Genomic DNA, 22,587 nt, shown 5'->3' on the forward strand with positions numbered 1-22,587 from the left:
CGGACGCCGCGGGGATCACGCACCTTGGCGCTGTGGCCGGTGCGGGCGGGCTCCGGCTGTCCAACTTGCGGAAGGCGTCGATCGTGTCGCTTCTGGGTGTCTCCCGGCGCGTGCCCGGAGCGGCTCCTGCCAGTACATCTGGTAGCACGCCTGGATTCCGCCGGCCCGGGGGCGTCTGCCGGCAGTCCGACCGGTCCACGTCGGGGTCGTGTGTCCTGATGATCAGTGGCCGCGACCGTGCCCGGCCGTCCCCGTCGGCACCCGCAGGTCACCCGACCGGATCTGCGACACTGGTACGACCATGCCCAAGCCCGGAGAACTCACTTTCGTCGCCCCCCGCGGAGCCAAGAAGCCGCCGCGGCACCTCGCCGATCTCACGCCTGCCGAGCGCAAGGAGGCGGTGGCCGAGATCGGGGAGAAGCCGTTTCGCGCCAAGCAGCTCTCGCAGCACTACTTCGCGCGGTACGCGCACGATCCGGCCGAGTGGACCGACATCCCCGCGGGGTCGCGGGACAGGCTGCGGGAGGCGCTGCTTCCCGAGCTGATGACCGTCGTCCGGCATCTGTCGACCGACCAGGGCACCACCCGCAAGACGCTGTGGCGGCTGTTCGACGGCACGCTCGTGGAGTCGGTGCTGATGCGCTACCCGGACCGGGTGACCATGTGCATCAGCTCGCAGGCGGGCTGCGGGATGAACTGCCCGTTCTGCGCGACCGGGCAGGCGGGGCTGGACCGGAACCTGTCGACCGCCGAGATCGTGCACCAGATCGTCGACGGGATGCGGGCGCTCAGGGACGGGGAGGTCCCCGGCGGGCCCGCCCGGCTGTCCAACATCGTCTTCATGGGCATGGGTGAGCCGCTCGCCAACTACAAGCGGGTCGTCCAGGCGATCCGGGCGCTCACCGACCCCGCACCGGACGGGCTCGGGCTGTCGCAGCGCGGGATCACCGTCTCCACGGTCGGGCTGGTGCCCGCCATCCACCGGTTCTCCGACGAGGGCTTCAAGTGCCGGCTCGCGATCTCGCTGCACGCCCCCGACGACGAACTGCGCGACACCCTCGTCCCGGTCAACACGCGGTGGAAGGTGCGCGAGGTCCTCGACGCCGGATTCGAGTACGCGGAGAAGTCGGGGCGCCGGCTGTCCATCGAGTACGCGCTGATCCGCGACATCAACGACCAGGCCTGGCGCGGCGACCGGCTCGGGCGGCTGCTCAAGGGCAGGCCGGTGCACGTCAACCTGATCCCGCTCAACCCGACGCCGGGCTCGAAGTGGACCGCCTCCCGGCCCGCGGACGAGAAGGCGTTCGTCGAGGCCATCGCGGCGCACGGGGTGCCGGTGACCATCCGGGACACCCGCGGGCAGGAGATCGACGGGGCGTGCGGTCAGCTGGCCGCCACCGAACGGTAGTCTGACCCCCGTAAGGACTCGTAAGAACATCTTCATATTCCGACAGGGGAGCGCCACAGCGCTGAGAGTGCGGCAACCGGGCCGCAGACCCTCTGAACCTCGCCCAGGTCATTCTGGGTAGGAAGTTCGGTCACCACTCAAGCTGTTGCGCCCTGCCCGGGCACCCCTCGCGGGTCCCGGGCAGGGCCGCGTCTCTTCCTGGTCAGCCCCAGGAGGAATCCAGTGCACCACAAGACCCTCGTGGCCGTCGCCGCCGGGCTCGGCCTCGTCGCGCTGTCGGCGTGCGGATCGTCCGGCGACTCCGGCGCGACGGACTCCAAGACCGTCACCCTCGTCAGCCACGACTCGTGGGCCGTCTCCAAGAGCGTGCTGAAGGACTTCGAGAAGTCCTCCGGCTACCAGGTCAAGGTCCTCAAGGACGGCGACGCCGGCCAGGCCGTCAACAAGGCCGTCCTGACCAAGGACAACCCGCAGGGCGACGTCTTCTTCGGAGTGGACAACACCCTCCTCTCCCGGGCCCTCGACAACGGGCTGTTCCAGCCGTACCGGGCGAAGGACTCCGGCCGGATCCTGCCCGAGCACCGGGTCGACCAGGCGAAGCACCGGGTCACGCCCGTCGACTACGGCGACATCTGCGTCAACTACGACAAGGCGTACTTCAGCAAGCACAAGCTGGCCCCGCCGGCGTCGTTCGACGACCTCGCCGAGCCCGCGTACAAGAACCTCCTCGTCACCGAGAACGCCGCCACCTCCTCGCCCGGCCTCGGCTTCCTGCTCGGCACCGCCGCGAAGTACGGCGATGGGGGCTGGCAGGGCTACTGGAAGAAGCTCAAGGCCAACGGCGTGAAGGTCGTCGACGGCTGGGAGCAGGCCTACAACGAGGAGTTCTCCGGCTCGGCCGGCGGACGGAAGGCGGGCGGCGACCGGCCGCTCGTCGTGTCGTACGCCTCCTCGCCGCCCGCCGAGGTCGTCTTCGCCGACCCGAAGCCGGCGACCGCGCCGACCGGGGTGTCGTACGGGACCTGCTTCCGGCAGACCGAGTACGCGGGGCTGCTGAGCAACGCGAAGAACCCCGCGGGCGGCAAGGCCCTCATCGACTTCCTGCTCACCGAGAAGTTCCAGCAGGACATGCCGCTGAACATGTTCGTCTACCCGGTGCGCGAGGGTGCTCAGGTGCCGCCGGAGTTCGTGAAGTACGGCAAGCCGGCCGCGGACCCGGAGACCCTGGCCCCCGGCAGGATCGCCGCCGACCGTGACCAGTGGGTCAAGTCGTGGACGTCGCTCGTACTGAAGTAGCGGTCCGCTCCGGGGCAGCGGTCCGCCGTACCCGTGCGGGGAACGCGGCGCGGCTCGCGCTGATGGCCGGGCCGGCCGCGTTCTTCGCGCTGTTCTTCGCCTACCCCGTCGCCGCGATCGTCGCCCGCGGGCTGAGGACGGACGGGGTGTGGCACCTCGGCCGGATCGCGGACGTGCTCGGGCAGGACGGCATCCGGCACGTGCTGTGGTTCACCACCTGGCAGGCCTGCGTCTCCACCGCGCTGACACTGGCGGTCGCGCTCCCCGGCGCCTACGTCTTCGCCCGCCTCGACTTCCCCGGCAAGCAGCTGCTGCGGGCCGTGGTCACGGTGCCGTTCGTGCTGCCCACGGTCGTCGTCGGCACGGCGTTCCTCGCGCTGGTCGGCCGCGGCGGACTGCTCGACGCGTGGTGGGGGGTGCGGCTGGACACCACCGTGTGGGCCATCCTGCTCGCGCACGTCTTCTTCAACTACGCCGTCGTCGTCCGCACCGTGGGCGGGCTGTGGGCCCAGCTCGACCCCCGGCAGGAGGAGGCGGCCCGGGTGCTCGGCGCCTCCCCGCTCACGGCCTGGCGGCGGGTCACCCTGCCGGCGCTGGCGCCCGCGGTGGCCGCCGCCGCGCTGATGGTGTTCCTGTTCACCTTCACCTCCTTCGGCGTGGTGCAGATCCTGGGCGGCCCGGCCTTCGCCACGCTCGAAGTGGAGATCTACCGGCAGACGTCCGAGATCTTCGACCTGTCGACGGCCGCCGTCCTCACCGTCGTCCAGTTCGCGGCGGTGGGCGCGATCCTCGCCGTGCACGCGTGGACGGTCCGGCGGCGGGAGACCGCGCTGCGGCTGGTGGACGCCTCCGTGACCGCGCGCCGGCCGCGCGGCGCCGGGCAGTGGGCGCTGCTGGCCGGGGTCCTCAGCACGATCGCGGTCCTGCTCGTGCTGCCGCCGGCCGTCCTGGTCCAACGGTCCCTCACCGCGCCCGGCTTCGGCTACTACCGGGCGCTGACCGGTCAGGCCGGCAACGTCTTCCTGGTCCCGCCCATCGACGCGGTCGGCAACTCCCTCCGATACGCCCTCGCCGCCACCGCGATCGCCGTGCTGATCGGCGGCCTGGCCGCCGCCGCGCTGGCCCGCCGGGACGCCGGCCGGCTGGTCCGCGGCTTCGACGCGCTGCTGATGCTGCCGCTCGGGGTGTCCGCGGTGACCGTCGGGTTCGGGTTCCTGATCGCGCTCGACGAGCCGCCGCTGGACCTGCGCGGCTCGTGGATCCTGGTGCCGCTCGCGCAGGCGCTGGTCGGCGTCCCCTTCGTGGTGCGGACCATGCTGCCGGTGCTGCGGGCCGTGGACGCGCGGCTGCGGGAGGCGGCGGCCGTGCTCGGGGCGTCGCCCTGGCGGGTGTGGCGGGAGGTCGACCTGCCGATGGTGCGGCGGGCTCTGCTGGTCGCGGCCGGGTTCGCGTTCGCGGTGTCGCTGGGGGAGTTCGGGGCGACCGTGTTCATCGCACGGCCGGACAACCCGACGCTGCCGGTCGCCGTGGCCCGCCTGCTGGGCCGGCCGGGCGACCTCAACTACGGGCAGGCGATGGCCCTGTCGACGATTCTGATGGTGGTGTGCGCGGTGGCGCTGCTGGTGCTGGAGCGTCTCCGGACCGATCGAGCGGGGGAGTTGTAGATGCTGCTCAGCCTGCGGGGCGCGACCGTGCGGTTCGGGAGGCGGGCCGTGCTGGACACGGTCGACCTGGACGTCGCCGAGCACGAGACCGTGTGCGTGCTCGGACCGAGCGGCAGCGGCAAGTCGACGCTGCTGCGGGCGGTGGCGGGGCTGCAGCCCCTGCACGCCGGGCGGGTCCTGCTCGGCGGGCGGGACCAGGCGGGCGTGCCCGCGCACCGGCGTGGGGTCGGGCTGATGTTCCAGGACCACCAGTTGTTCCCGCAGCGGGACGTGGGCGGCAACGTCGCCTTCGGGCTGCGGATGCGCGGGGTCGGCAAGCGGGAACAGGGCGACCGCGTAAAGGAGTTGCTCGACATGGTCGGCCTGCCGGGGGCCGCCGGCCGGGCCGTGGCCTCGCTCTCCGGCGGGGAGCAGCAGCGCGTGGCACTGGCCCGCGCGCTCGCGCCCCGGCCGAGCCTGCTGATGCTCGACGAGCCGCTCGGCCAGCTCGACCGCTCGCTGCGGGAGCGCCTGGTCGTCGAACTGCGGGAAGTCTTCGGCGCGTTGGGCATGACCGTGCTCGCCGTGACGCACGACCAGGGTGAGGCGTTCGCGCTGGCCGACCGGGTGGTGGTGATGCGCGACGGGCGCATCGCGCAGTCCGGTACGCCGCTGGAGGTGTGGCAGCGGCCGGCGGACGCCTTCGTGGCACGCTTCCTCGGCTTCGAGAACGTCGTCGAGGCCACCGTGAGCGGCCATGCCGCGGACACGCCGTGGGGGAAGGTGCCGGTGGCCGAGGACGCCTCGCCGGGCACCCGGACCCTGCTGGTGCGGCCCGCCGGGGTGCGTCTGGTGCCTGCCGACGAGGGGCTGCGCTGCACGGTCGCCGCGCGCACCTTCAAGGGCACCCATGTCGCCCTGCACCTGCAGCCGCGGGACGCCCCGCGCCTGGAGGCGGCGTGCGCGCTGCGGGAGGCGCCGGAGGCCGGGGCGACGGTGGGGGTGCGGTTCGACGCGGCGGAAGTCGTCGTGCTCGGGTGATCCGCGCGGGCCGTCGAGCCCACGGCGGAGTACCGTCCGGATGGACGACCGTGGCCCGCCCCCGGATGCGGGGACGGGCCACGGCGGTGGTACCGGGCGGGGCGTCAGCGGTTGCTGTCGGCTCCGCGGCGGCGCATGCCGTAGAAGACGGCACCGCCGCCGACGACGACCAGCGCGCCCGCGATGCCGGCGATCAGACCGGTGTTGGAGTTCGCGCCGGTCTCGGCGAGGTTGGAGTCACCGGCGGCCGGGGACGGCTCGTTGCCGGCGGTGTCGGCCGGAGCGGTGCTGCTCTCCGAGGCCGACGGGGTCGAGGTCGGGGTGGGAGACTCCTCGGCCGGGGTCGAGGCGGACTCCGACGGCGACGGGGTGGCCGGCGGCGTCGACTCGTCCTTCGAGCAACCCTCGGACGGAGTCGTCAGGTTCGGCTTGATGTCCTCGTCGACGATCGGGCGTTCGCCGTTGCCGGCGGTGACGTGGATGCGGTACTCGGCGTTGGGCTTCCAGTCCTCGTCGAACGTGATGACGGTGCCTTCGCGGGAGCCCTTGACCTCCTGCTCACCGATCTTCTGCTCGTCGGCGCCGTTGTTCTCCAGGAACACGGTGATGACGGCCGGAACCCCGGAGGGGTCCTTGTCGGTGACGGTGATGACGCCCTTGGCGCCGTCGCACTTGGCTTCGGCCGAGAACTCCTTGATGTCGCAGGCGAGAGCGTTCCCTGCGACACCCAGCGTGAGCGCGGCGGACGCGGCGGCGACACCGAGGACGCGCACGGAACGGCGGGCGGTACGGCGGGTTATGGACACGTTTTCCCTTCACGGGATGCACAACTGCGGGGGGTGGCGGAGACGATGACGCCCCAAAGGCTGAGGCTTCAGGGTCCCCAGGAGGCTCACAGGTCTATAAGCGCTCCATAAGGAGTGTCAATCCGCAGGTTCATCCTACGCGTCGGCTTTGCCTTCTCATTAACCGCGGAGACGTTTCAACGCCTCCGGAGCCTCCTCGATCCGGTCAACGAGGGCGATACGGGACTCCATCGAACGTTCCCGGGCCAGTGCCTGCAAGAGGGGCCAGGCCGGCAGCCGCTCGGTCCAGTGGGCGCGGTCGACGAGCACCATCGGCGTCGGTTCGCCGCGGGACTCGTAGTAGTTGGGGGTCGCGTTGTCGAAGATCTCCTGCACGGTCCCCGCGGCGCCCGGCAGGAAGACCACGCCCGCGTTGCAGCGGGCCAGCAGCCCGTCCTCGCGGGTGGCGTTGGCGAAGTACTTGGCGATGTGGGCCGCGAAGGGGTTCGGCGGCTCGTGGCCGTAGAACCAGGTCGGGATGCCGATCGAGTGGTTGCCCCTCGGCCAGCGGGCGCGCACCTCGAAGGCGCAGCGGGCCCAGTCGGTGATCGAGGGCGTGAACGACGGCACCTTGCCGAGCAGAGCGCATGCCTCGTCCAGCATGTCGTCCTCGTACGGCGTCGCGTACGCGCCCAGGTTCGCCGCCTCCATCGCACCCGGGCCGCCGCCCGTGGCGACGGTGAACCCGATGCGGCTCAGCTCGCGCCCCAGCCGGGCGGCGCCGGCGTACTGCCGCGTCCCGCGCGCCATGGCGTGGCCGCCCATCACGCCCACCACCGGTGCGCCGCGCAGGAGTTCGTCGAGGGCGTCGGAGACGGAGTCGTCGTGCACGGCGCGCAGCATCGAGGCGAAGATGTCACCGTCGGCCCTGGTCTGCCGGAACCAGGCGTAGGACAGGGCGTCGGGCGTCCGCTCGTATCCCCGCTCCAGCGAGGCGAAGAGTTCGTCGGCCGTGTAGAGGCGCCCGCGGTAGGGGTCGAAGGGCAGATCCGGGACCGGAGGGAAGACCAGGGCGCCGTCCGCGCGGACTTTGGCCTCGGCCTCGTGCCGCATCGGGCAGCCGAGGAAGACCACTCCCGCCGTGTCGGTGGTGAGCAACTCGCGCGTACGGTCCGTCAGGTCCACGCCCTGCACACGGTGCCCGGCGAGGCCGCCGCGGGCCGCGACGGCCGCGTCGAAGTCCTCGAGCGTCTCTATCTCGTGTCGGTCGTGATGGGCCGCGTGGGCCGGGCTCGTCTGCACCGGCCCATGCTAGGGCCTGTCGTCCGGATCACCCCGGCGTCGCCGGGCGCCGCCCCGCACGGCGGGCCCGGTCCGGACGAAAGGCCCTGGGCACGCCCGTCCCTCAGCCCTGCACCGCCGCCGGGTCCATCCACACGACCTCCCAGGTGTGTCCGTCGAGGTCGTCGAAGGAACGGCCGTACATGAATCCGTGGTCCTGCGTCTCTCCCGCGATGCTGCCGCCCGCGGCGATCGCCCGGTCGACCAGTTCGTCGACCTTCTCGCGGCTCTCGGCGCTCAGGCAGACCAGCACCTCGCTGGTCTGCCTGGAGTCGGCGATCTCCTTCTTCGTGAAGGTGGCGTAGTGCTGCTTGCTGAGCAGCATCGCGATGATCGTGTCGCTGATCACCACGCAGGCGCATTCGTCCGTGCTGAACTGCGGGTTGATGGTGTAGCCGAGTTCCGTGAAGAACCTCTTCGACGCCTCGACGTCGTCGGTGGCCAGGTTCACGAAGATCATCTGCTGGTACATGGGGCCTCTCCCGTGTGGGTGTCGTGCCGTTCGCGGGGGTAGACCGGGGGCCGTCGCGGAACTCATCGGTGGTCCCGGATTCTTTCGCGGAGTTCTTCAGCGGGTCAGCGGGAGCGCCGCCAATTCGGCGACGACCAGGGTCAGCGGGCCGAAGAGGGCGAGGAGGGCGCCGCTGCGCAGCGCCGCCGCACCGCGCAGCAGCGTGGCCGGGGCGCCCAGGCGCAGGAGTGCGGCGGTGATCTCGGCGCGGGCGTGCCTGGCCTCGGCCGCGGCGGTGAGCAGCGTGGCGCAGGCGCAGCCGGCCACGAGCAGCGTGCCGAGGGTGGTGAGCGGGCCGAAGGCGAGGGGCCCGGTGCCGCCGTACAGGGCCGTCATGGCGTACGAGGCCGAGACGACGGCGCAGACGATGCCGAGCGGACGGCCGATGCGGGTGGCCTCCGCCATGAGGACCCGGCCGGCCAGCAGACGCAGGGCGCCGGGGCGGACGGCCTGGACCAGCAGGCCGGTGAGGTGGGTGAGCGCGGGGGCGGCGAGCGCCAGACCGAGGGCGGTGAGGGCCCAGCCGGCGAGCACGGCGGGGGCCGAGCCGGTCACGGCGCCGGTCAGGGAGGCGGCGGTGCTGCCGGTGCGGCTCGCGTACGCCTCCACGGCCAGGCCCGCGGCGAGGACCGCGATGCCCCAGGGCAGGCCGGTGGGCGGCTGTTTCGGCGCGGGGACGACGGCGTGGATGCCGGCTCCCGGTGACCGCGCCGCGCCGCCCGGGCCCTGCGGGGTGCCGTCGGCCGTCGTGCCGGCCGCCGAGGCGGCCGCCGTACGGAGTTCCGCCCGGAGTTCCGCGTCGAGTTCCGCGTCGAGGTCGGCGTCGAGGTCGGCATCGACTCCCGCGCCGTGTCCCGCGCCGTGTCCCGTGTCGGGTTCCGTGTCGGGTTCCGGGGCGGGCGCCGTCGGCGCGGGGCGCCGGCCGGCGGCCGCGCGGGCGGGCCGGCCACCGGCCTTCGTTGCGGACGCGCGGGCGCCGGACCGGCCGCCCGCCCGTGCGGCCCCGCGGGCCGCCGCCGGCCGCAGGTCCCGCGGCCTGAGCACCACCGCCACGGCCACCGAGGCGACCCCCGGCACCAGCGCCAGCAGGGTCAGCGTCGCCGGCAGCGGCAGCGGCCGGTCCGCGGCCAGGGACCGTGCCGCCGCGCCGTCGAAGGGCAGACCGGTGAGGTCGCCGCGCAGGTGGAGGAAGACCAGCAGCGCCAGCAACGAGCCGAGGGCGGTGGCCAGGGCCGTGGTGGTCGCCGAGACCGCCATCAGGCGGGCCGGGCCCAGGCCGATCGCCGAGAGGCCGGAGCGGGGCCGGGTGCCGGGGTCGGTGCGGGCCGCCGCGACCGCGAAGTGCACGGTGGCCGCCAGCGGTGTCAGGCACCAGGCGAGGCGCAGCAGCGAGGTGCCGGGCGTGTCCGGGTGGCCCAGCGCGTGACCGAGGGTGCACAGCAGGAGGAAGCCCGTGCCCGCCGAGGCCACCGCCACCAGCAGCCGGCGCAGCTGGACGGCGGGGTGGGCGCCGCGGGTCAGACGGAGAGCGAGCACGCGGCCCGGCCTTCCGCCTCGGCGACCGGCGGCAGGTGCACGGTCTTCACGCGCCGCCCGTCCAGCAGCGACACCGTGCGGTCGGCCTGGGCCGCGGTCCGCGGGTCGTCGGTGGCCAGCACCACGGTGATGCCGTGCGAGCGGGCCGCCGTGGTGAGCGTGCGCAGCACGTGGACGCGGTCGGCGCGGTGCAGGGGAGCGGTCGGCTCGTCGGCGAACAGCACCGTGGGTTCGGGGGCCAGCGACCGCGCGATGCACACGCGCTGCCGTTCCGCCTGGAGGAGCTCGTGCGGCCGTTTGCGCGCCTTGGTGCCGACGTCGAGGCGTTCCAGCCACTCCAGGGCGGCCGTCTTGGCGCGGCGGCGGCTCGTGCCGCGCAGCATCAGCGGCAGCGCGGTGTTCTCCCAGACGTTCAGCTCGGGCACGAGGACGGGGGCCGGATCGATCCAGCCGAAGCGGTCCCGGCGCAGTCGTTCCCGGCTCAGCGGGCCCATGGTGTGCACGGGCGTGCTGTTGAACCACACCTCGCCGCGCTGCGCGGGCAGCAGTCCGCACAGGCAGCGCAGCAGGGTCGTCTTGCCGCTGCCCCGCGGGCCGCCGACGGCGAGGATCTCGCCCTCCCGGACGCCCAGCGAGACACCGCTGAGCGCGGGCGAGCCGTCGTTGTGCTGGTAGTGCAGGGCGCGTGCCCAGAGCACGTCGTTGTCCGGCGGGGCCACCATGGGCGTACACCTCGGTTCAGATCCGTGATTGCCGTGCCAATCCCCCGTCCGGGGGAACGAAGACAGCGCCGATCGGTCACTGGGCACGCTAGGCAGCTCACCCGAGGAGGTCGGACAGCACGCGGCCCCGGGCGCCCGTTTCTCACTCGAACGGGCGGCACCGGGGCCGTGGATGATCTTCTTGGCGGACGATCAGAGCTTCGTCCACGCCTCCGTCAGCGTCGCACGGAGGATCTGCTCGATCTCGTCGAACGTCTCCTGGTTGGAGATCAGCGGCGGGGCGAGCTGGATGACCGGGTCGCCACGGTCGTCGGCACGGCAGTACAGGCCGTTGTCGAAGAGGGCCTTCGACAGGAAGCCGTACAGCACCCGCTCGGTCTCCTCGTCGTTGAACGACTCCTTGGTGGCCTTGTCCTTCACGAGCTCGATGCCGTAGAAGAAGCCGTTGCCGCGGACGTCGCCGACGATCGGCAGGTCGTGCAGCTTCTGCAGGGTGGACAGGAACGCGCCCTCGTTGTCGAGCACGTGCTGGTTGAGGTTCTCGCGCTCGAACAGGTCGAGGTTGGCGAGGCCGACCGCCGCGGAGACCGGGTGGCCGCCGAAGGTGTAGCCGTGCAGGAAGGTGTTGTCGCCCTTGTAGAACGGCTCGGCCAGCCGGTCGGAGACGATGCACGCGCCGATCGGGGAGTAGCCCGACGTCATGCCCTTGGCGCAGGTGATCATGTCCGGGACGTAGTCGAACTTCTCGCAGGCGAACATCGTGCCCAGGCGGCCGAAGGCGCAGATGACCTCGTCCGACACCAGCAGCACGTCGTACTGGTCGCAGATCTCGCGCACCCGCTGGAAGTAGCCGGGCGGCGGCGGGAAGCAGCCGCCGGCGTTCTGCACCGGCTCCAGGAAGACCGCGGCGACGGTGTCCGGGCCCTCGAAGAGGATCTGCTGCTCGATCTGGTCGGCGGCCCAGCGGCCGAACGCCTCCGGATCGTCGCCGAAGATCGGGGCGCGGTAGATGTTGGTGTTCGGCACCTTGTGCGCGCCCGGGACGAGGGGCTCGAAGGGGGCCTTCAGGCCCGGCAGACCGGTGATGGACAGGGCGCCCTGCGGGGTGCCGTGGTAGGCGACCGCGCGGGAGATGACCTTGTACTTGGTCGGCTTGCCGACGAGCTTGAAGTACTGCTTGGCGAGCTTCCAGGCGGTCTCGACGGCCTCGCCGCCGCCGGTGGTGAAGAACACCTTGTTCAGGTCGCCCGGGGCGTGGTCGGCGAGGCGCTCGGCCAGCTCGACGGCCTTCGGGTGGGCGTAGGACCACACCGGGAAGAAGGCCAGTTCCTGGGCCTGCTTGAAGGCGGTCTCGGCGAGCTCCGTGCGGCCGTGGCCGGCCTGCACCACGAACAGGCCCGCGAGACCGTCGAGGTAGCGCTTGCCCTTGTCGTCGTAGATGTAGGTGCCCTCGCCGCGCACGATGGTGGGCACGGGCGAGTTCTCGTACGAGGACATGCGGGTGAAGTGCATCCACAGGTGGTCGTACGCGGTGCGGCTGAGGTCCTTTGAGCTCACGGTTATCGGGTTCCCCACATATAGGTCTGCTTCTTGAGCTTGAGGTAGACGAAGCTCTCGGTGGAGCGCACGCCGGGCAGCGCCCGGATGCGTTTGTTGATGACGTCCAGCAGGTGGTCGTCGTCCTCGCAGACGATCTCCGCGAGGATGTCGAACGAGCCCGCGGTCATCACCACGTACTCGACTTCCGACATGTCGGTCAGCGCGTCGGCGACGGACTCGACGTCGCCCTCGACATGGACGCCGACCATCGCCTGCCGCCGGAAGCCCACGGTGAGCGGGTCCGTGACGGCGACGATCTGCATCATGCCCTGGTCGAGCAGCTTCTGGACGCGCTGGCGCACGGCCGCCTCGGACAGGCCGACGGCCTTGCCGATCGCGGCGTACGGCCGGCGGCCGTCCTCCTGGAGCTGCTCGATGATGGCGAGCGAGACGGCATCCAGATGAGGGGTGCCGTTCCTGGACTCGCGGGAGTCCCTCTGGTCTGCGCTTCGACTGGCCACGAGGTCACTGTGCACGACGTCTCGACAGTTCCGCAAGGGTTCAGCGATGAAATTCGTTGTTTACGAGACTGAGACCTGCGGATTTCGCAGCGATGATGCGATCGGGGGTGTTGAAAACGTCGGCCTGCCGATTAGTGTGTGGGTCTCAGCAATCGGACACCAGAAACCCGACAGGAGGCCGGCAGTGAGCACCGAGCTGCGTCGTCTGCGCAACTACATCGACGGTGAGTTCCGGGACGCCGCCGACGGACGGACCACCGAGGTGGTCAACCCCGCGACGGGCGAGGCGTATGCGACCGCCCCGCTGTCCGGTCAGGCGGACGTGGACGCCGCCATGGCGGCCGCCGCCGCGGCCTTCCCGGGCTGGCGCGACACCACCCCGGCCGAGCGGCAGAAGGCTCTGCTGAAGATCGCGGACGCGTTCGAGGAGCGCGCCGAGGAACTGATCGCGGCCGAGGTGGAGAACACGGGCAAGCCGATCGGGCTCACGCGGTCCGAGGAGATCCCGCCGATGGTCGACCAGATCCGCTTCTTCGCGGGCGCGGCCCGGATGCTCGAAGGCCGGTCGGCCGGCGAGTACATGGAGGGGATGACCTCGATCATCCGCCGCGAGCCGGTCGGCGTCTGCGCGCAGGTCGCGCCGTGGAACTACCCGATGATGATGGCCGTGTGGAAGTTCGCCCCGGCGATCGCCGCCGGCAACACGGTCGTGCTCAAGCCGTCGGACACCACCCCGGCCTCGACCGTCCTGATCGCCGACATCCTCGGCTCGATCCTGCCCAAGGGCGTCTTCAACGTCGTCTGCGGCGACCGCGAGACCGGCCGCATGATGGTCGAGCACCCGACCCCGGCGATGGCCTCCATCACCGGCTCCGTCCGCGCGGGCATCCAGGTCGCCGAGTCCGCCTCCAAGGACGTCAAGCGCGTCCACCTGGAGCTCGGTGGCAAGGCGCCGGTCGTGGTGTTCGAGGACACCGACATCGCCCAGGCCGTCGAGGGCATCTCGGTGGCGGGCTTCTTCAACGCCGGCCAGGACTGTACGGCGGCCACCCGCGTGCTCGTGCACGAGTCCGTCCACGACGAGTTCGTCGCCGCGCTCGCCAAGGCCGCGTCCGAGACGAAGACCGGTCAGCCGGACGACGAGGACGTCCTCTTCGGCCCGCTGAACAACCCCAACCAGCTCAAGCAGGTCTCCGGCTTCATCGAGCGGCTGCCCGCCCACGCCAAGGTCGAGGCCGGCGGTCACCAGGTCGGCGACAAGGGCTACTTCTACGCCCCGACCGTCGTCTCGGGCCTGAAGCAGGACGACGAGATCATCCAGAGGGAGGTCTTCGGCCCGGTCATCACCGTCCAGTCCTTCCGGGACGAGGACCAGGCGGTGGAGTGGGCCAACGGCGTCCAGTACGCGCTGGCCTCCTCCGTGTGGACCAAGGACCACGGCCGCGCGATGCGCATGTCGAAGAAGCTGGACTTCGGCTGCGTGTGGATCAACACGCACATCCCGCTGGTCGCCGAGATGCCGCACGGCGGCTTCAAGCAGTCCGGCTACGGCAAGGACCTGTCGGCGTACGGCTTCGAGGACTACACGCGGATCAAGCACGTGATGACGTCGCTGGACGCGTAAGCCTTCGGCGCGTCGCGCGTCGCGCGTCGCGCGTCGGCGCTCCGGCGCGTCGCGCTTCAGTGCTTCGGCGTATCGGCGCCTCGGCGTAGGCCGACGGCCCCCGGACGGGATTCGACTCAGGGCGACCCGTCCGGGGGCCGTGCCGTTCCCGGACGTCCTGGCGCCCGTCGGCTTTGCCTTCTCTTTACAACCCCTCCGGGTGCTGTCTCGTCTCTCCGCTCGATCCGTGACCATCCCGCCGGTCCACCGGCGGGCGGACCGACGAAAGAGAGCGATCCATGCGCCGAACCGGCCTCAGTGCCCTGGTGCTCGCGTGCGCCGCCGTCCTGGCGGGCGCGGTGCCCGCGTTCGCCGACGGGGCGACGGCGGCCTCCTCGCCCACCCCCCGCCCGACCACCGGCGCCCCCTCGACCGGGCCCACCGGCGTCCCCTCGACCCGGCCCACCGACGCCCCCTCCCCGGTGCCGAGCGCCACCGACCGCACGCGGCAGAGCCCGGCTCCGTCCCGGAGGCCCTCGGACCAGGTCACCGCCGTGCCCAGCGGGGCGCCGGACACCGGCCGGGTGCCCGCCTCGCCGGAGTCCGGCGGCATGGCCGGGCTGATCGGCGGGGGCGCCGCCGCGGCGGCCGTCGCGGGCGGGGGCGCGGTCCTCCTCGTACGGCGTCGGCGGGCGACGGGGGAGTGACACCGCTCGCCAGGCGCGCCTTCCTCGCCTCGACGGCCGCCCTGCTGCTCGCCGGCTGCGGTGGCCCCGGGCCCGCGAAGGCCCCGCCGGAAGACGCCGAGCGGGCCGGACCGGCCGCCGGAGCCGCCGACGGCTCCGCCGCGCCGGGACACGCCTCCGCGCGTTCGGCTCCGGTGCGGCTGCGCATCCCCGCCATCGGGGTCGACACTGCCGTCCTGCGGCTGGGGCTGGCCCCCGACGGCACCGTGCAGGTCCCCCCGATCACGGCGCACGACCGGGCGGGCTGGTACCGCCACTCGCCGGCGCCGGGACAGACCGGTCCCTCGGTGATCCTCGGCCATGTCACCGTCGGCGCCTACGGGGACGGGGTGTTCCGGCACCTCGCGGAGGTGCGCCGCGGCGACCGGATCGAGGTGCGCCTGGCCGGCGGCGGGACCGTACGGTTCGCCGTCACCGCCGTGCGCACCGTCGCCAAGGCGGACTTCCCGACCGGCGACGTCTACGGGAACGTGGACCGGCCGGAGTTGCGTCTGGTCACGTGCGGCGGACCGCGCAGCGGCGACGGCTACCGCGACAACGTGATCGTCTTCGCCGCACCGGCACCGAGTGCTGCGGGAGAACGGTGAAACGGTCCCGTGAGAGGGCGGCGTCCGAGCTGTTCGCCGCCCTCTATCCGCGCCTGGCCGGCTGGTGCCGCCGTCTCGTCGACGACGACGAGACGGCGCACGAGGTCGCCTCGGAGGCGTTCACCCGGTTATGGGCCCGGTGGACGGCCGTTGCCGAACCCCAGGGCTTCCTCTACGTGACCGCCGCCAACCTGGTCCGCGACCACTGGCGCAAGCTGGAGCGTGAGCGCCGGGCGATGCGCCGGGCCACCGTCGAGGCCGCCGTGCGCCCGCCCGCCGAACCGGCCGACCCGTCGGTGCGGCTGCTCGTGCAGTCCCTGCCGGACCGGCTGCGGGTGCCGATCCTGCTGCACTACTACGCTGACATGCCGATCCGGGAGGTGGCCGTGCTGACCGGGCGCAAGGAAGGGACCGTCAAGGCCGATCTGCACACGGCTCGCGAGCTGCTCCGCGCCCACCTGAGGAGAAGCCTTGATCACACCCCCTGACGACGGCCCGGACTTCGACCCCGACGACCCCCTGGCCGTCCTGCTGCGGCCCCCGGCCGGCCATCTCGGTGCGCCCCCGGGCCGCTACGAGGCGATCCGCCGCGGCGCGGCACGCCGCCGGCTGCTGCGTGCCGCGGCCGGAGCCGGCGCGGTCTGCGCCGTCGCCGTGCTCGTCGCGCTGCCGCTGCGGTCGTTCGGCCCCGGGACGCCCGCGCCGCCTGCGGTCCCGCTCGCCCCGCCGCCCGCGAGCGGTCCCGCGACCGGGCCGGGCCCGTCGACCTCGCCCCGGCCGGCCGCGACCGGTCCCGCCACCCGCCGCTCGACCGTCGTCCCGACCCCGGCCCCCGGCGGGACCGGTGCGACCGACCGGACCGGGCGCACCGGCCGGGCCGGTCGGCCGGGTCCGACCGACCCGGCCTCCCGTGCGCCCTCGACGGGCGCGACGGACTCGACGGACTCGCGCAAGACCGCGCCGTCGGAGCCCTGGAGCCTTGCGCCCGTCCCGCCCTCCACAGCGGACGCACGGGGCTGAGCGAGGCGAGGAGCGACCCGCCGTGCGGCGAACCTGCCCGCGGCGCGGGCGCCTTGGGGCTGTCGGCGGCCCGTTCCCGGACGGGGCGGAGGAGTCTCCCGGACGGGGCGGAGGAGTCTCCCGGACGGGGCGGAGGAGTCTCCCGGACGGGGCGGAGGAGTCCCCCGGACGGGGCCGAGGAGTCCCCCGGACGGGGCGGAGGAGTCGGCCGCGCCGACGGGTGCCGCGGCGCGGCCTGTCCGCGTCGCGCGAGCGATTCCCGGCCGCGCCGGAGCCGGTGCGGCCGCGCGCCGAGCGGAGCGACACGCGGGGATCCACCGCCGCCGCGGGGCCGATGGCCGCCTTCGCCGCGACCGCGTCCCCGGCCCCCTTCCGTGGGGGCGCTTTTGAACACGTTCAAATACAGGGCTACGCTGCCGTCATGAGCGACAGAGCCGCCCTGCTGAAGGGCATACGCGCCTGGTTGGTCCTCTTCGTCGTCTGCCTGGTGCTCAGCGGCGCCACGGCCTTCCCCCTCGTCCACGAACTCCGCTGGACCGAGGACCTGTTGCGGTCGCTGTCCGTCTCCGACCAGCTGCCCGCGCTCACCGACTGGATCGAGCGCGTGCGGCGCGGAGTCGACACCGCCGACACCGAGTACCCCTTCCTGCTCTACGGCACGGACTGGCTGGCCTTCGCCCACCTGGTGATCGCGGTGGCCTTCTACGGCCCCTACCGCGACCCCGTCCGCAACATCTGGGTGGTCGAGTTCGGGATGATCGCCTGCGCCGGGATCGTCCCGCTGGCGCTGGTGTGCGGGCCGATCCGCGGCATCCCCTTCTGGTGGACGGTGATCGACATGTCGTTCGGCTTCTTCGGGGTGATCCCGCTGTACGTCGTGCGCGAGAAGATCAAGCGGCTGGCGGCGCTCACCCCGGACACCGCCCCGGTACCGGCTGCTTGAGCGCCGCGAGGGCGATCCGCTGGGCGACCGGGTTCATCGACTCGCCCTTGGCGTCGGTGGCGCCGACGCAATGGACGAGGGTGCGGCTCAGGTCGCGGGTCGCGGCGATCACGGTGCTGTAGCCGTACCGCGCCCCCGACTTGAGCCAGTAGACCCGGCCCTCGTGCACGAAGCGCTGCAGACCGGCGCTGTAGGTCGCCCCGTCGATGCCCGCCGGGACCGTGAACATCTCCCGCAGTTGCGGGCCCGGCACGATCCGTCCCGTGAACAGCGCCCTGAGCAGGCGTTCCAGGTCCGCGGTCGTAGAGATCATGTCGCCGGCCGCCCAGCGGTCCGCCTGGTTCCACTCGGTCACGTCCACGAAGGCGGTCGTGCCGTCGGCTTTCCGGACCGCCTGGTAGCCGTGGTTGTGCGGGCCGCGGATGCGCGGGTCGGTGCCGGGGAAGTACGTGTCGCGCAGGCCGGCGGGGCGCAGGACGAGCCGGGCGGCCTCGTCCGCGTAGGCGCGGCCCGTCACCTTCTCCACGAGCAGGCCGAGGACCGTGTAGTTGACGTTCAGGTAGTGCTGCCGCTCGCCGGGGCGGAACTCCGGGCCCTTCGCCACCGCCGACGCGGCGACCTGACGGGGTGTCAAGGCGTCGTAGCGGTGGGCGTACTGCTCCTCGAAGGAGTCCCCGAATCCGTCACCGGCCGGGATGCCGCTGGTGTGGTTCAGCAACTGCCGTACGGTGACCGGCTCGAAGGCGTCGCCGAGCAGGCCGGGGAGGTAGCGCCGCACCGGCGCCGACAGGTCGATCCGGCCCTCGGCCGCGAGCCTGAGCACGACGGCCGCCGTCACCACCTTCGTCGTCGAGCCGGCCCGGAAGCGGGCGTCCGGGTACGCCGCCCGGCCGCTCGCCAGATCGCGCACGCCCGCGCTGCCCCGCCAGGCGCCGTCACTGCCGCCGACCCGCACCAGCGCCGCGGTCGCGTCCGCATCCGGGAGCCCGGCGATCGCGGCACGCAGGGCGCCGGCATCTGGCGCGCCGGTGTCGGGCGTGCCGGTGTCGGGCGTGCCACGGCCGGCGGCCGGTGCCGTCGCGACCGTCGCGACCGTCGCGATCCGTGCGGCCGGTGCGATCCGTGCGGCCGGTGCGACCGGCGCGGAGAGGGCGGGTGCGGCGAGGGCGGGTGCGGCCGGCGGGCCGGTGGCCAGGACGAGACGAGACAGGCGGTGAGGGCGGAGCTGCGGCTGCGTGCGCGCATCGACTCTCCTGAGATCGCCGGAAGGGGCCGGAACCGGCCGGAGGAAGTTCGTGATCATCCTCCGGCCGCCCGCGCCCGCCCGGATCCTCGGCGAGGAGGGTGCCCGACCCTGGGGAAGCCCCGACCAAGTGCCCGCAAGAACAAGGGTGTTGTCAGGGGCCGCCCCTCAGGCCATGTCGGGCCGGGTCACAGCTGGAGCGGGACGCGCAGGGGGCTGAGCACGTCGACGCGGTTGGTGGTGATCGAGTCCACGCCGACGTCGATCAGCCGGCGCATGGAACGGCGGGTGTCCGGGGTCCAGACGGACAGCAGGTAGCCGTCGCGGTGGACACGGGCGGCGAGGGCGCGGTCGACCAGGGAGAAGCGGTAGTTGAGCCAGCGCGGGCGGATCGCCTCCAGCAGGACCGGCCGCGGGGGCGCCAGCGTGGTGCGGGTCAGGGCGATCTCCGCGGACGAATCGGCCGCGCGGACGGCGAGCATGGCGGGCGCGTCGGCGCAGTAGTACACCCGCTCCCGCGCCCCGGCCTCGCATACGACGTCCACGACCCGGCGCACCGCCCGCACGTCCGGCCCGCCGGGCAGGTCCAGCATCACCCGGGTGCCGTCGGTCGCGGCCAGCGCCTCCGCCAGCGTCGGCACCCCGCCGCCCGTCAGTTCGCGCACCTCGCCGGCCGTCAGCGACCGCAGCGGCCGGTCCCGCTCCCACAGGCGCCTCAGCGTCGCGTCGTGCAGCAGCACCGGCACGCCGTCCTTGGTCAGCCGTACGTCGATCTCGACGGCGTCCGCGCCCAGGCCGAGCGCGGAACGCAGCGAGTCGACGGTGTTCTCGCGGACGCGGTAGGGGTCGCCGCGGTGGGCCACGGCGGTCACGTTCTGCATGACCCCCATTGTGGCGGGATCAGGGGGCGAGCCACGCCGTGGTGTACGCGTCGATCTCGTCCCGGATACGTGCCTTGCCCGCCTCGTCGAGGAAGGAGGCGTCGACGGCGTTCTTCGCGAGGTCCGCGAGGCCCCGCTCGTCCAGCTCCAGCAGGCGGGCGGCGACCGCGTACTCGTTGTTGAGGTCGGTGCCGAACATCGGCGGGTCGTCGGAGTTGATCGTCACCAGGACGCCCGCCTTCGCGAACTCCTTGATGGGGTGCTCGTCCAGGGTGCGCACCGCGCGGGTGGCGATGTTGGAGGTCGGGCACACCTCCAGCGGGATCCGCCGCTCGGCCAGGTGCGCGAGCAGCGCCGGGTCCTGGAAGGAGTTCGTGCCGTGCCCGATGCGCTCGGCCCGCAGGTGGGTCAGCGCGTCCCACACCGTCTGCGGGCCGGTGGTCTCGCCGGCGTGCGGCACCGACCGCAGCCCGGCGGCGATCGCCCGGTCGAAGTACGGCTCGAACTGCGGCCGCGGCACACCTGTCTCGGGCCCGCCGAGCCCGAAGGAGATCAGGCCCTCGGGGCGCAGCCGGTCGTCGGTGGCCAGCCGGGTCGTCTCCTCGGCGGCCTCGAGACCGGCCTCGCCCGGGATGTCGAAGCACCAGCGCAGCACGGTCCCGAAATCGGCCTCGGCCGCCTTGCGGGCGTCCTCGATCGCGTCCATGAACGCGCGTTCGTCGATGTTGCGCCGGGTCGAGGACCACGGGGTGACGGTCAGCTCGGCGTACCGCACCTGCTGCCGGGCCATGTCACGGGCCACCTCGTACGTCAGCAGCCGTACGTCCTCCGGCGTGCGGATCAGGTCCACGACGGACAGGTACACGTCGATGAAGTGGGCGAAGCCGGTGAAGGTGAAGTAGTCGGCCAGGGCCTCGGGGTCCGTGGGCACCTTCGAGTCGGGGTGGCGGGCGGCCAGTTCGGAGACGATCCGGGGGGAGGCGGAGCCGACGTGGTGGACGTGCAGTTCGGCCTTGGGCAGTCCGGCGATGAAGGCGTGCAGGTCGTTCGGGACGACGGTGGACGCGTCGAGACGGTCGGTCAAGGGTTCCTCCCCGGGAACGGCGTCCCGCGGCGGTCGGCCGGGCGGGACGCGGGTGATCGGCTGATCGGTGACTCGGGGATCATCGTAGGCCGAGCCCACGCGTGGCCGGGCCGGGCCGTAGAGTGACGGGAGGTCCGGATGTCCAGAGAGGGGACTCGCCGCATGTCCGACGACGCGCAGACGCCGGCAGCGCCGGACCACGGCGCCGGTCACTGGCCGGCCGCCCCCGGCGACGCGACCGGCCGGGTCCCCCTGGGCAAGCCGGAGCCGACGCCGGAGCCGAACCCGGAGCCGAACCCGTGGGCTCCGCCCGCCGCCGACGCCCCGCTGGGCCCCGGCCGGCACACCGGTGCGGGGCCGTTCCCGGCGCCGCCCTCCGTGCACGACCAGCGGACGGTCGTCTCCATGCCCGGCGCCGGAGCCGGCGGCACGCCGCCCCCCTCGCAGCCGTGGGCCGGTCCCTTCGCCCCGCCGACCCCGATGCCTCAGACGCCCGGCGCCGTCTCCGCGCACGGCGAGCCGGTCCCCCCGCCGCCCATCGCCCCCGACGGCCCCGGCCAGGTCCCCTACGGCTATCCCGGCGGCTACGGCTACCCGTCCGGCGGCCCGTCCGCCTACGGCACCCCCGGCTACGGCACCCCCGGCTACTACGGCTGGCCCGGGATGACACCGCTGCCCAGCAACGGCATGGGCACCGCCTCGATGGTGCTGGGGATCGTCGGGGCCGCCGTCTTCTGTCTTTGGCCGGTCGCGATCATCGTCGGCGTGCTCGCCCTGATCTTCGGCTTCATCGGCCGCGCCAAGGCCGCCCGGGGCGAGGCGACGAACCCGGGCCAGGCCCTGACCGGCATCATCTGCGGAGCCGTCGCCATCGTGCTCGGCCTGGGCATGATCGCCTTGCTGATCGCCAACCCGTGACCTCCCGGTCCAGGCCGGTCACCTGATCACATCGGCGGCCCGCCCTCCGGTCCGCCTCCCGGCCCGGCCTCCGACCGGCGCCTCGCGGGCGGTCCCTCCACCGTCCTGCCCCGGACCCCGTCCTCCGCCGGTGTCCGGTACCGGGCACGCTGTCCGCCGACAGCCTGCCCGCCGGGCCATGGCCGGGGAAGTCGGGGAGGACCGAGTCGGCCGTCGCCGATCACCGGCCCCGGCCCGCACGAGCGCTTCGGGTGTCCGGCCTCCCGAGCCCTGTCCGGTCCGCCGCCGAGGCAACAGTGTCCGCCGTCGGCGGCGGCGACGCCCGTTCCACTCCGGTCCGAGTCCGCGGCCCGCCCGCGCGGCCCGAGTCCGCCGCAAGACCGGGCCCGCCTGTCCAGCCGCGGCGCCGCGGCCGTCGGTGACGGCGCCGCGCTCGTCCCGGCGGCAGTCGGCCCGCCCCCGCACCACCGCCCCCGCACCCGCCTCTCACCCGGCCCCGACCCTCACCCGCTCCCGGCCAGCCGCTCCCGGGCCTCCATCAGGGCGAAGCCGAGCAGGTTCGCGCCGCGCCAGCGCTCGGGGTCCGTCGCCGCCTCGTCGGTCGCGCCGAGGCCGATGCCCCAGACCCGGTCCATGGGGCTCGCCTCCACCAGCACCCTCCCCCGGCCTTCGGCCGGGGGGACCCCCGTCTCGCTTCGCTCGCCGGTGTTCAGCAGGAACTCCCGCAGATCGGCGTGGGCGGCGAACTTGTGGACGCTGCCCTCCACCACGATGCCGAACCGCTCGCGTTCCCAGACGGCCTCGTCGAAGCCGCGCACCAGGCGCCCGGCCTTCTTCGCCTGCGCGGGATGGCCCGCGGCCAGCGCCTGCCGCTCCGCCTCCGCGTCGCCGAACAGCCGCGCCTTGCCCGCCATCATCCAGTGCTCGGCGGTCGCATAGGTCACCGAGTCCACCGTGAACGGCGACGGCCACCACTGGCTCAGGCAGCCCGGCCCCACCCGGCCGTCCGCTCCCGGCCGATGCCCCCAGAAGTGCAGATACTTGATTCGGGCCCCCGCGCGGACCGCCCTGACCAGCGATTCCCTGGAGTCGATCTTCCCCGTCACCCGTTCCATGCACGCGAGTGTCGCAGCCGCCACTGACACTCCGTCCTCCCTTTTCCTGGGCGACTCGACACCTGGTCGACAGATTCCGTTGCGTAACCGAAAGGAAACAACGG

Annotated in this window: 22 protein-coding genes and 1 riboswitch; of the genes, 11 read left to right on the plus strand and 11 right to left on the minus strand. The window is 73.1% G+C overall.

Annotated features, from left to right (window positions below):
- Positions 1-301: 301 nt before the first annotated feature.
- From rlmN to VKA29_RS28700, 4 genes are all read left to right on the plus strand, one after another.
- Positions 302-1,408 (plus strand): 23S rRNA (adenine(2503)-C(2))-methyltransferase RlmN, encoded by a 1,107-nt coding sequence (gene rlmN / locus VKA29_RS28685; protein WP_324788895.1) that lies wholly within the window; start codon positions 302-304, stop codon positions 1,406-1,408.
- Between the two features lie 34 nt (positions 1,409-1,442).
- A riboswitch (TPP riboswitch) is annotated at positions 1,443-1,550 on the plus strand.
- Positions 1,551-1,630: 80 nt separating this feature from the next.
- A complete protein-coding gene (locus tag VKA29_RS28690) occupies positions 1,631-2,704 on the plus strand; it encodes a thiamine ABC transporter substrate-binding protein (protein WP_324788896.1) in 1,074 nt (357 codons plus the stop codon).
- Positions 2,705-2,766: 62 nt separating this feature from the next.
- Positions 2,767-4,368: an iron ABC transporter permease gene (locus tag VKA29_RS28695; RefSeq protein WP_324788897.1), complete on the plus strand. Its 1,602-nt coding sequence runs from the start codon at positions 2,767-2,769 to the stop codon at positions 4,366-4,368.
- A complete protein-coding gene (locus tag VKA29_RS28700; protein WP_324788898.1) occupies positions 4,369-5,388 on the plus strand; it encodes an ABC transporter ATP-binding protein in 1,020 nt (339 codons plus the stop codon). It abuts the gene before it with no gap.
- Positions 5,389-5,492: 104 nt separating this feature from the next.
- Here the strand turns inward: VKA29_RS28700 and VKA29_RS28705 are convergent, their stop codons facing one another.
- The 7 genes from VKA29_RS28705 to VKA29_RS28735 form a co-directional block, all read right to left on the minus strand.
- Complete coding sequence (locus tag VKA29_RS28705; RefSeq protein ID WP_324788899.1) at positions 5,493-6,194, minus strand: LAETG motif-containing sortase-dependent surface protein; 702 nt, start codon at positions 6,192-6,194, stop codon at positions 5,493-5,495.
- Positions 6,195-6,353: 159 nt separating this feature from the next.
- Positions 6,354-7,475 carry an LOG family protein gene (locus tag VKA29_RS28710; protein ID WP_324788900.1) on the minus strand — a complete coding sequence of 374 codons (1,122 nt, stop codon included), beginning with the start codon at positions 7,473-7,475 and terminating at the stop codon, positions 6,354-6,356.
- A gap of 103 nt (positions 7,476-7,578) precedes the next feature.
- Positions 7,579-7,986: a VOC family protein gene (locus tag VKA29_RS28715; RefSeq protein ID WP_324788901.1), complete on the minus strand. Its 408-nt coding sequence runs from the start codon at positions 7,984-7,986 to the stop codon at positions 7,579-7,581.
- Between the two features lie 96 nt (positions 7,987-8,082).
- Complete coding sequence (locus VKA29_RS28720) at positions 8,083-9,561, minus strand: hypothetical protein (protein WP_324788902.1); 1,479 nt, start codon at positions 9,559-9,561, stop codon at positions 8,083-8,085.
- Entirely contained in the window at positions 9,543-10,283 is a 741-nt protein-coding gene (locus tag VKA29_RS28725) for an ABC transporter ATP-binding protein (RefSeq protein ID WP_324788903.1), read from the minus strand. Before VKA29_RS28725 ends, VKA29_RS28720 begins: the two co-directional genes overlap by 19 nt.
- A 192-nt stretch (positions 10,284-10,475) precedes the next feature.
- Positions 10,476-11,858, minus strand: coding sequence for an aspartate aminotransferase family protein (locus VKA29_RS28730; protein ID WP_324788904.1), 1,383 nt, complete (start codon positions 11,856-11,858; stop codon positions 10,476-10,478).
- Positions 11,843-12,358, minus strand: coding sequence for an Lrp/AsnC family transcriptional regulator (locus VKA29_RS28735; RefSeq protein ID WP_324788905.1), 516 nt, complete (start codon positions 12,356-12,358; stop codon positions 11,843-11,845). Before VKA29_RS28735 ends, VKA29_RS28730 begins: the two co-directional genes overlap by 16 nt.
- Before the next feature lie 169 nt (positions 12,359-12,527).
- On the opposite strand from VKA29_RS28735, the gene VKA29_RS28740 reads away from it, so the two are divergent.
- The 6 genes from VKA29_RS28740 (at position 12,528) to VKA29_RS28765 (ending at position 17,242) form a co-directional block, all read left to right on the plus strand.
- Complete coding sequence (locus VKA29_RS28740; protein WP_324788906.1) at positions 12,528-13,967, plus strand: gamma-aminobutyraldehyde dehydrogenase; 1,440 nt, start codon at positions 12,528-12,530, stop codon at positions 13,965-13,967.
- 278 nt (positions 13,968-14,245) lie between these two features.
- Positions 14,246-14,653, plus strand: a complete 408-nt coding sequence (locus tag VKA29_RS28745) for a sortase-dependent protein (RefSeq protein WP_324788907.1) — start codon at positions 14,246-14,248, stop codon at positions 14,651-14,653.
- Entirely contained in the window at positions 14,650-15,279 is a 630-nt protein-coding gene (locus tag VKA29_RS28750) for a class F sortase (protein WP_324788908.1), read from the plus strand. Before VKA29_RS28745 ends, VKA29_RS28750 begins: the two co-directional genes overlap by 4 nt.
- Positions 15,276-15,767, plus strand: coding sequence for an RNA polymerase sigma factor (locus tag VKA29_RS28755; RefSeq protein ID WP_324788909.1), 492 nt, complete (start codon positions 15,276-15,278; stop codon positions 15,765-15,767). The genes VKA29_RS28750 and VKA29_RS28755 overlap by 4 nt, the downstream gene beginning before the upstream one ends.
- Positions 15,751-16,299 (plus strand): hypothetical protein, encoded by a 549-nt coding sequence (locus VKA29_RS28760; protein WP_324788910.1) that lies wholly within the window; start codon positions 15,751-15,753, stop codon positions 16,297-16,299. Before VKA29_RS28755 ends, VKA29_RS28760 begins: the two co-directional genes overlap by 17 nt.
- Before the next feature lie 421 nt (positions 16,300-16,720).
- Entirely contained in the window at positions 16,721-17,242 is a 522-nt protein-coding gene (locus tag VKA29_RS28765) for a hypothetical protein (RefSeq protein ID WP_324788911.1), read from the plus strand.
- On the opposite strand, the gene VKA29_RS28770 is transcribed toward VKA29_RS28765, so the two are convergent.
- The 3 genes from VKA29_RS28770 to VKA29_RS28780 form a co-directional block, all read right to left on the minus strand.
- Complete coding sequence (locus VKA29_RS28770) at positions 17,208-18,545, minus strand: serine hydrolase domain-containing protein (protein WP_324788912.1); 1,338 nt, start codon at positions 18,543-18,545, stop codon at positions 17,208-17,210. The genes VKA29_RS28765 and VKA29_RS28770 overlap by 35 nt on opposite strands.
- A gap of 128 nt (positions 18,546-18,673) precedes the next feature.
- Positions 18,674-19,366, minus strand: a complete 693-nt coding sequence (locus tag VKA29_RS28775; RefSeq protein WP_324788913.1) for a glycerophosphodiester phosphodiesterase — start codon at positions 19,364-19,366, stop codon at positions 18,674-18,676.
- A 19-nt stretch (positions 19,367-19,385) separates the two neighbouring features.
- Positions 19,386-20,549, minus strand: coding sequence for an adenosine deaminase (locus tag VKA29_RS28780; protein WP_324788914.1), 1,164 nt, complete (start codon positions 20,547-20,549; stop codon positions 19,386-19,388).
- 63 nt (positions 20,550-20,612) lie between these two features.
- On the opposite strand from VKA29_RS28780, the gene VKA29_RS28785 reads away from it, so the two are divergent.
- Entirely contained in the window at positions 20,613-21,368 is a 756-nt protein-coding gene (locus VKA29_RS28785) for a DUF4190 domain-containing protein (protein ID WP_324788915.1), read from the plus strand.
- 503 nt (positions 21,369-21,871) lie between these two features.
- Here the strand turns inward: VKA29_RS28785 and VKA29_RS28790 are convergent.
- Positions 21,872-22,483, minus strand: coding sequence for an NADAR family protein (locus VKA29_RS28790; protein ID WP_324788916.1), 612 nt, complete (start codon positions 22,481-22,483; stop codon positions 21,872-21,874).
- Positions 22,484-22,587: the final 104 nt, after the last annotated feature.

Origin of the sequence: Streptomyces sp. H51 (genome assembly GCF_035656535.1) — a bacterium.
In the GTDB taxonomy this organism is placed as follows: Bacteria; Actinomycetota; Actinomycetes; order Streptomycetales; family Streptomycetaceae; genus Streptomyces.